Genomic DNA, 9,145 nt, shown 5'->3' with positions numbered 1-9,145 from the left:
TTGTGCTGGCGACCATAGCAAGAGTGAACCACCTGATCCCTTCCCGAACTCAGAAGTGAAACCTCTTAGCGCTGATGGTAGTGTGGGGTTTCCCATGTGAGAGTAAGTCATCGCCAGCTCATTATTCTAAACACCCTCAACTTAACAGTTGAGGGTGTTTTTTTATGCTTGGAAATAACCATTAGAATGGTTTTCATTAAAAATACTGCATATTATTGCGATCTTTGCTTATGATATGAGCAATTAAAATTGAGCTTCTGCTTATGCAGTTTAAAATTATCGCGGCCCAAGACCTAAATAAGCAACAGCGACAACAGATTGCTGAGCTATGTTTTTCTGCTTTTGATGAAGATCCTTGGAGTCAATATACCTTCATGCAAACTGCTGTTCATTTATTAGGCATATTAGATGATAATATTGTGTCACATGCTTTATGGACAGATAGAGTTTTCACCATAAATGGCGGTTTCAATGTAAAAACTGCTTATATAGAGTATGTGACTACTGACTACAAGATGCGGGGTAAGGGGTTCGCATCACAATTATTAAGACATTTAGTTGATACATTAACTTCTTTGGAATATGGGCTTGCGGCATTACAACCAGAAGATGAAGCATTTTATAAAAAATTAGGTTGGATTTCATGGTGGGGAGATTTATACATCAAACAAGATACTTCTACTTATCTGACTGATGACCATGAAATTATGCTATATCCTTTGATTACTAAGCTGACAGACCGACTATCACATCGTTCAGAAGAGAATACTATTTGCGCAGAATGGCGAGAGGGTGAAGTTTGGTAGTTCTAGTTATATAAAATCGTGAAAAACCTTAGCTTTAATGTTTGATCAGAAGATTAGAGTAGTCTTAATAATGTGAAATATTAGCCAGCGTTCCTATTATTTCTAATGTGGTATGTGGATAGGAAAATAAATTTATCTAATTTAATAATTTGATTCTTAAGGTATTTTTAAATTTTTATTTGTTAAAAATAAATCTATGACAAGACACGTTGTTAATTTGATAATTTAGGCATTACTTAGCTTTTCTACTTTCCTGTTTATTAGAGAAGCTTATAATGATTCAGAATCATTCCAAATCTAATAAGGATATAACATGTCTACCGACCAGCAATTTCCAACTCCCAATAATTTAGGGATCGCAGTTTATTCAAATAATGCAGAAGCAATTGGTAATACACCTTTAGTTCGTATCAATCGTTTGATTAAAACTGGTGCAACTGTATTAGCAAAAGTAGAAAGTCGGAATCCTGCATTTTCTGTGAAATGTCGTATTGGAGCGGCACTTATTGCAGATGCAGAAAAGCGTGGTGTGTTAAAAGAAGGCATGCATATTATTGAACCAACCAGTGGTAACACGGGGATTGCATTGGCTTTTGTTGCAGCGGCTAAGGGTTACCCAATTACTTTAACTATGCCTGCAAGCATGAGTCTTGAGCGTAGAAAAGTATTAAAAGCACTCGGTGCCAATTTAGTTTTAACTGAACCAGCGAAAGGGATGAAAGGTGCAGTTGATGAAGCTGTGAGATTAGCAGCTGAACAACCAGATGTTTATTTTCTACCTCAGCAATTTGAAAACCCAGCGAATCCACAAATTCATGTGGATACAACTGGTCCTGAAATTTGGCAAGCAACAGGTGGGCAAGTTGATATTTTGGTTGCTGGCGTAGGTACTGGGGGCACAATTACTGGTATTTCTCGTTATTTTGAACAAGTTCAAAATAAACCTTTGTATTCTGTAGCAGTTGAACCTGCCGAGTCTCCAATTATTACTCAAACTAGAAATGGTGAGAATATTACACCTGCACCGCATAAAATTCAGGGAATTGGTGCGAACTTTATTCCAAAGAATCTTGATTTAGATCTTGTTGATGAAGTCCTACCAATAACTAGTGAAGACGCAATTCAGTGGGCAAGAAATTGTGCAATGCAGGAAGGCATTTTAGTGGGTATTTCAAGTGGAGCAGCTTTGGCTGCGGCTGCTAAAATTGCAGAACGTCCTGAAAATGCTGGCAAAACGATTGTTGTTATTCTTCCAGACAGTGGAGAGCGTTATTTATCTTCTGTTCTATTTGAAGGTTTATTTGACGAATAAAATTACTTGTATAAAAAGCCCATCAACAGATGGGCTTTTTATTTGACCTTAATTTATAAGGCGCTTTTTAGAGCTTTTTGATGACGTTTAACAGATCGGGCATATTTCTTAGCTTTGTGACGTGTCCAGAAACTTCGCTCATATCCTGTAGGTCCAACGTTGTAATAAGCAGTGGCTTTAAACCAACTATCAGCTGACTGATAATAATGATTTAAAATATAGGCCCCACATTGAATATTAGTCGTTTCATCATACAAATTACCGGCACAAGTTTGTTGCCAATAGCTAGGAATAATTTGAGTTAAACCGACTGCACCCGTAGGTGAGAGGGCGCTACTATTGTAACTAGACTCTTGTCTTATGACCGCGGCAAGTAAAAGAGGAGGTACATTATATTGATCAGCACTTTGAATAATAATTGGAGATAACCGATTCGCTGTGTTTTGTGGAACAGAATAAGCTTTTTGTAAACCAGACGAGAGTTTATTTGAACGCCATGAAAATGAACCACTATTCGGGCCTAAGCTCGTACATCCCGTCATTATTGTCATTAAAACAATTGTAAAAAATTTGAGGCTCAAAATGTGTATTTGAGTTGGTTTAAAATAATTGTTAGATAAAGATGAGGTAAGCAAAATATAAAACCGATAATCAAATTTCAAATGAAATCATGGTATTCAGCTGTAACTAATGGATCAATATAAGTTCTGTTGCTCAGCACAAGAAAATAGTGAGAATTTTGTATGATTAAAATGAAAAAACCCCGACATCCTGTCGAGGTTCCTTCGTATTCAGCTTATGTAGCTAACTCCTGTCAACTACCGCTTCCTGCGTTCTTATTCTTCTTCAATGAGACATCCTGTCTCTCTATGCTTCATATATTATAAAAAAATACTAAAGCTGGATATCCGCAATTCACCGCAAGTTTTGTACGTTTTAACTTACAGATATACTTTTTCAACTTTCTTAAATACGATGTCGACTAGTTTCTGTGCTAGAAGAATACAGATCAACACACTTGGGAAAGCAAATATCCACGCAATACCTCATGCGGATATCCATAATGAAAAGAAATTTTGAACTGGTCTTACTGCTTTGAAAGTCGTAATTCCTGAAATTATAAATGACATCGTTGCGGATAAAATTAAGGGTAATAAAATCCTTTGTGCTGTCATAATCTTACACTCCAAGATAAGCATTCAAGGTGATTGCAAAATTATTTCCAAATAATCGAGCAGTTTTAATATCTCCTTCATCAAACCTATCGGCATTACTGCCATGCTCAGCCTGAGCCATTAACCCTGACCATGAGCCTAGACGATTGGCTGCTTGAGTATAAGGAATCCCTTGGTGTTGCTCAGGCATAATCGGGTTGCCAACCCATAACATGCCGTGTTGCATACAAAAGGTAAAAAGTGAAATTAGCGTCGATTGTTTATCACCCGCGGGAAGGGATGATACGGTAAACCCAGCCGTTAGTTTTCCTTTAAAGCTCTGTTTTTTCCATAGTGGGCCAGTTGAATCCATGAGTTGTTTTAATTTGGAGGACACTCCGCCTAAGTAAGTCGGAGATCCCCAAATTAAGCCATCGTATTGGATAAGTATTTCAGGGTTTTCAATGAGATGTTTAGCATTCAGTAGATCTACTTTAATATTTTTTTGGCTTAATACGCCAATTTGAATTTGCTGAGCAATAAACTGGGTATGACCCTGACGACTATAGTAAATAATGGCAACGGTTTTCATGAGATTTTCCTTTATTTTAAATTTGAAAGATTTTTGCAGTGAGATATAAACCACAGCCAAAAACACTATGGTTAAGCAAACTTTTTAGACAATTCAAAAATGGATGAGGGGTTTTTGAAGAAGCGAAACCACTACCCATAGCAGGTTGCATAATAAAAAAAGGAATGAGAACAGTGACTAAACCAAAAAGTAGCGCTGAGTAAAACTGAGGATGAATGAGCCAATCGGAGCCCACAATGCAAAGAAAGCTCAAGGCAAAAATCAGCCCAACACTATAGTGAGCAATCCAACCCAATAAATATTCACCCTTAATTTGAGAGCTTTGGGCAATGGATTGATGTATGAATTTGCCTTGAAATATCCAACCAACCCAGCGTCCGAGAAAGGCAAAGTTTAAGGTAGGAATTTTGAATATCTTTAATATTAACAGCCAGATATCCATAATTACTGTTGCCCCGATACCGAGGCATAAAGCTTGAAAGAACAATGTGGAGATATTCATTTTTACACCTTGCTTTTATACGTATGAAACGTGATAAATTTATTGTGCAAGTTAAAGTTCACTTGAAGTCAAGAGGGTATTATGGATATTGGTGAAGTCGCGAAAAAGGCACAAGTCACAACAGCAACGCTACGTTTTTATGAAGAGAAGGGATTAATTAAATCAATAGGGCGGCAAGGTTTACGCCGGCAGTATGGTAAACAGGTGCTTGATCAATTGGCATTAATTGCTTTAGGTCGTGCTGCGGGTTTTTCTTTAAATGAGATCGCCACAATGTTTGGACAAGATGGTAAACCTGATCTTGATCGTCAAAAACTAAAAGATAAAGCTGAACAATTAGAGCAAATGGCAAAGCGATTACATTTTATTAGTCAGGGATTACAACATGCGGCAGTATGTCCTGCTGAAAACCATATGCAATGTCCTACTTTCCAGAACTTTTTGAAAGCAGCAATTGCTGGAGAATATCAGCCAACGAAACTTTAGTGAAATCTTGAGCCAATAGTTTTTTAACATTGATCTAACAGATATATTTGTCATATTTTCGCCATAAAGATTTCATCTTTTTGAAGTAAAAACTTCATATAAGCTTGATTAAATTTGCTTAATTTTTTACCGACTGTATAAAACCATGAGCAAAAAAACTTTAGTCGCATTATTATGCTGTGCCAGTTTAGGATTGACGGCATGTAACGATGATAACGATCAAGAACAAACTTCAACCACTGAAAATGTTACCGAACCGACCTTAATTTCTTTTGCCAAGTTACCTGTAGAAACCTATGCTGCTGGTCCAGACTCTGGCGCATATGTGAAAGGTGCAAATGGAATTTATCCTCCATTTAAAGGTCAACCTGTACAGGGCTTTTCTGCTGCATTAAAAAATGAAGATGGCAGTTATATGGCAATGGCCGATAATGGGTTTGGGACTCAAGATAATTCATCAGACTTTTTACTTCGTATCTATAAATTAAAGCCTGATTTCAAAACTAAAGCTAAAGGTACGGGTCAAGTTACTGTGCAAAGCTTTATCCAACTGCGTGATCCAAACAAGTTAATTCCATTTAGTATCGTCAATGGTGATACAGCTGAGCGTTTATTAACGGGTGCTGATTTTGACCCAGAGTCAATGCAACGTACTAGTGATGGGACTTATTGGATTGGGGATGAGTTTGGTCCTTATTTACTTCATTTCTCAGCAGATGGTGTGTTGTTGGATGCTCCAATTGCTCTGCCAAATCCACTAAATCCGACGCAAGAACTTCGCTCTCCTCAAAATCAGTTTAATAAAGCGCAAATTAATTTTGTAGAGCCTCTAGTTCAGCAAAGTGGTGGTTTTGAAGGAATGGCAATCTCTCCAGATGGCCAATATCTCTATCCTCTTGTAGAGAAACCGCTTAAATCAATTCGAGAAACGGAAAGACAATTATTGATTTCCCAATTTGATCTGAAGAAAAAAGCGTATACAGGAAAATATTATTGGTTCCAATTGGACAGTAAGGCAACCAATATTGGTGACTTCCAACTCTTTAATGATAAAGAAGGTATTATTATTGAGCGTGATGCGACTCAGAATAATTTAGGCGGATATAAAAAATTAATTCGTATTAAATTAAATGAGTCAGGCCAACCAGTAAGTCGCGAAGATTTAGTCGATTTAATTAAAATTGCCAATCCTAATTTACTTTATGGCACAGCAAGAGCAGGGGATATTGGGACAGAACAAGTTTTTGCCTTCCCATTTGAAACCATTGAAGATGTCATCATTGAAAATAGTACAACGTTGACTGTTCTAAATGATAATAACTTCCCTGGGTCTACAGGGCGTAACGCAAAATTGGCTGACGATAATGAGATTATTCAAATTCGTTTGCCAAAAGCCTTGTTCTAAGCCCTGTAAATAAGTGAGTTAAAACTGCGGTGGGTTTTATTCCGCCGCATTTATTAGAAGAATAAAATATTGAATAAACTTTAATCAAATTAATTTTTATATCCTTGTTTTCGTTTGTTTTATAAACAGCGAAAATGAATGGAATTCATGTTAAAATGATCGGCTTTCATCTTTAGATGTCACTCCTCCATCTGCTAGCCGAGATTCGCAAGCCATGTCTACTGCCTACACCATGCAAACTGCGCCAAAAGCGTTGTTTGATTACGACAAATATTGGGCGTCGTGTTTTGAACCAGCGCCATTTTTGCCGATGTCACGAGAAGAAATGGATCAACTAGGCTGGGATGCGTGTGACTTCATTTTAGTTTGCGGTGATGCCTATATTGACCATCCGTCATTTGTTTCAGGTGTGATTGGACGTGTGCTTGAGGCACAAGGTTTTCGTGTCGGAATTATTGCACAGCCAGACTGGACCAATGTTGAAAGCTTCCGCGTTTTAGGTAAGCCTACCATTGCTTGGGGTGTGACGGCAGGTAATATGGATTCGATGATCAACCGTTATACGGCAGATCGTAAAATTCGTTCAGATGATGCTTACTCTCCAAACAATGAGCCGAACAAACGTCCTGACCGTGCAGCAACGGTATATTGCCAGCGTTGTCGTGAAGCATTCCCTGATGTACCTGTGTTATTAGGTGGAATTGAAGGCAGTTTACGTCGTATTGCACACTACGATTATTGGTCAGATAAAGTTCGTCGTTCGATTTTGATGGATTCAAAAGCCGATTTGCTTATGTATGGTAATGGTGAGCGTGCCATTATTGATGTGATGCACCGTTTGGCTAAAGGTGAAAAAATCCACGAGATTACAGATGTTCGTGGTACAGCATTTATTATTAATAAACATAACAAAGCATCGAAAGCAAAGTTTGTTGAAGTTGCGAGTAATGATGTAGATACGATTGGGCGTGTTGATCCAATTATTAATCCATATGTCATGACTGAAGATATTGATGGCTGTGAGGTTGAAAAAGAAAAGGGTAATTCTTTAGCTCAGTATCAAGATTTCCAGAAAGAGATTGTTGCAAACCCGATTGTGCGTGAAGGCGACAAACTAGATGACGACACTCAAATCGTTCAATTAAAGCCAGCACCGTCAAAAGCAATTAAACATAAGTTGCCTCCACGCGAGTTGGCGGTAATTCGTTTACCTTCTTTTGAAGAAGTGTCAAATGATCACGTGCTTTACGCGCATGCAAACCGTATTTTGCATCTTGAAACTAATCCGGGTAATGCCCGTGCTTTGGTTCAACGCCATGGTGAACGTGATGTCTGGATCAATCCCCCACCAATTCCTCTAACCACTGAGGAAATGGACTATGTGTTTGATCTTCCATATGCACGTTTGCCTCATCCAACTTATGGCGATGCTCGTTTCCCTGCATTTGATATGATCAAATTCTCGGTCAACATTATGCGTGGCTGTTTTGGTGGCTGTACTTTCTGTTCGATTACAGAACATGAAGGGCGTATTATTCAAAACCGTTCTGAAGACTCAATTTTACGTGAGATTGAGAAAATTCGTGACACGGCACCAAACTTCACAGGCATTATTTCTGACTTAGGCGGTCCAACAGCAAACATGTACCGTTTGCACTGTAAAGACCCTGAAATTGAAAAGAACTGCCGTAAACCTTCTTGTGTATATCCGGGCGTTTGTCAAAACTTGCATACCGATCATGCACCTTTAGTACAGCTTTATCGTAAAGCGCGTGCGATTAAAGGTGTGAAGAAGATTTTAATTGGTTCAGGTTTACGTTATGACCTTGCCGTACTGAATCCGGAATATGTAAAAGAACTGGTACAACATCATGTTGGTGGTTATTTAAAAATTGCTCCAGAGCATACCGAAAATGGCCCTTTATCTAAGATGATGAAACCGGGTATTGGTACGTATGATCGTTTCAAGCAAATGTTTGACCGTTTCAGTAAAGAAGCAGGAAAAGAGCAATACCTAATTCCTTACTTTATTGCTGCGCATCCGGGTACTTCAGATTATGACATGATGCACCTTGCAATTTGGCTTAAGAAAAATGGTTTCCGTGCCGATCAGGTACAAACGTTCTATCCATCGCCAATGGCAACTGCAACCACCATGTACTATTCGGGTAAAAACCCGCTTGCTAAAGTAGCTCGCTATACCGAAAAAGTTGATATTGTAAAAGGTGAGAAACGTCGTCGTTTGCATAAAGCATTCTTACGTTACCATGATCCAAACAACTGGCCATTACTTCGTGAGGCCTTAAAAGAAATGGGCCGTGCCGATTTAATTGGTAATTCGAAGCAGCATTTGATTCCGACCTATCAGCCACAAGGTACTGCTGAAGGTGAATATAAATCTGCACGTAAGAAGAACTCGTCTGTGGCGGGAGATTCAGCAAAACGCGGTCAGGGGCAATCTCGCTCAGCAGCGGGGCAAAAACGTCCACAAAAAGGACAGGTTCTAACCCAGCATACAGGTTTACCTCCTCGTGAAACAGGTGAGAAAAGACCGTTTGGTGGTAAAAGTAAACCAAAATCAAAAGCTCGTGGATAATGATAAAAAAGGCTCTTAAACAGAGCCTTTTTTGTTTTTAATGTGTCTATTTAAATCGCATAATGAGATTTTTGCAGATTTAAAGTACAAAAAACGTAACGAAAAACGATAATTTTAATAAATCTGACGAGCTGCACTTGATTGTTGTTGACTCTATGATTATAAATAATGTGAGGGTGGCTAAATTTAAGCCAAGCTTGATAACTACAAGTGAAATTACTAAGTGAACCTTTTAAAGAACGGCTGTGTCGTTATCAATTAAAACAAAGTGTGATCTAGCAAAATCATTATA

8 protein-coding genes, 1 rRNA gene and 1 pseudogene are annotated in these 9,145 nt (G+C 38.3%); 6 read left to right on the top strand and 4 right to left on the bottom strand.

The window, feature by feature from the left end:
- Positions 1-4 precede the first annotated feature (4 nt).
- The 3 genes from rrf to cysK all read left to right on the top strand — a co-directional run bounded on the left by rrf (position 5) and on the right by cysK (position 2,118).
- Positions 5-119, top strand: a 5S ribosomal RNA gene (gene rrf, locus HL290_RS17575).
- Positions 120-263: 144 nt separating this feature from the next.
- Complete coding sequence (locus HL290_RS17570) at positions 264-806, top strand: GNAT family N-acetyltransferase (protein WP_198497137.1); 543 nt, start codon at positions 264-266, stop codon at positions 804-806.
- A gap of 313 nt (positions 807-1,119) precedes the next feature.
- Entirely contained in the window at positions 1,120-2,118 is a 999-nt protein-coding gene (gene cysK / locus HL290_RS17565) for a cysteine synthase A (protein ID WP_198497136.1), read from the top strand.
- Positions 2,119-2,171: 53 nt separating this feature from the next.
- Here cysK and HL290_RS17560 read toward each other — a convergent pair whose 3' ends face one another.
- From HL290_RS17560 to HL290_RS17545, 4 genes and pseudogenes are all read right to left on the bottom strand, one after another.
- Positions 2,172-2,780 (bottom strand): lytic transglycosylase domain-containing protein, encoded by a 609-nt coding sequence (locus tag HL290_RS17560; protein WP_198497135.1) that lies wholly within the window; start codon positions 2,778-2,780, stop codon positions 2,172-2,174.
- A gap of 279 nt (positions 2,781-3,059) precedes the next feature.
- Positions 3,060-3,293: pseudogene (locus HL290_RS17555) on the bottom strand (DUF2798 domain-containing protein).
- A 4-nt stretch (positions 3,294-3,297) separates the two neighbouring features.
- Positions 3,298-3,864 carry a flavodoxin family protein gene (locus HL290_RS17550; RefSeq protein ID WP_198497134.1) on the bottom strand — a complete coding sequence of 189 codons (567 nt, stop codon included), beginning with the start codon at positions 3,862-3,864 and terminating at the stop codon, positions 3,298-3,300.
- A gap of 16 nt (positions 3,865-3,880) precedes the next feature.
- Positions 3,881-4,366, bottom strand: a complete 486-nt coding sequence (locus HL290_RS17545; RefSeq protein WP_198497133.1) for a DUF2938 domain-containing protein — start codon at positions 4,364-4,366, stop codon at positions 3,881-3,883.
- Positions 4,367-4,447: 81 nt separating this feature from the next.
- Between HL290_RS17545 and HL290_RS17540 the strand changes: the two genes are divergently transcribed.
- From HL290_RS17540 to HL290_RS17530, 3 genes are all read left to right on the top strand, one after another.
- On the top strand, positions 4,448-4,852 hold the full coding sequence (locus HL290_RS17540) for a helix-turn-helix domain-containing protein (RefSeq protein WP_198497132.1): 405 nt from the start codon (positions 4,448-4,450) through the stop codon (positions 4,850-4,852).
- A 145-nt stretch (positions 4,853-4,997) separates the two neighbouring features.
- Positions 4,998-6,257, top strand: a complete 1,260-nt coding sequence (locus HL290_RS17535) for an esterase-like activity of phytase family protein (protein ID WP_198497131.1) — start codon at positions 4,998-5,000, stop codon at positions 6,255-6,257.
- A gap of 214 nt (positions 6,258-6,471) precedes the next feature.
- Positions 6,472-8,853, top strand: a complete 2,382-nt coding sequence (locus tag HL290_RS17530) for a YgiQ family radical SAM protein (protein WP_005037393.1) — start codon at positions 6,472-6,474, stop codon at positions 8,851-8,853.
- Positions 8,854-9,145 lie beyond the last annotated feature (292 nt).

This window comes from Acinetobacter sp. AC1-2 (assembly GCF_016124155.1).
Taxonomy (GTDB): Bacteria; Pseudomonadota; Gammaproteobacteria; order Pseudomonadales; family Moraxellaceae; genus Acinetobacter; species Acinetobacter calcoaceticus.
Note: the sequence above shows the minus strand (reverse complement) of the source record. Positions and strands in the feature narration are given on the sequence as shown.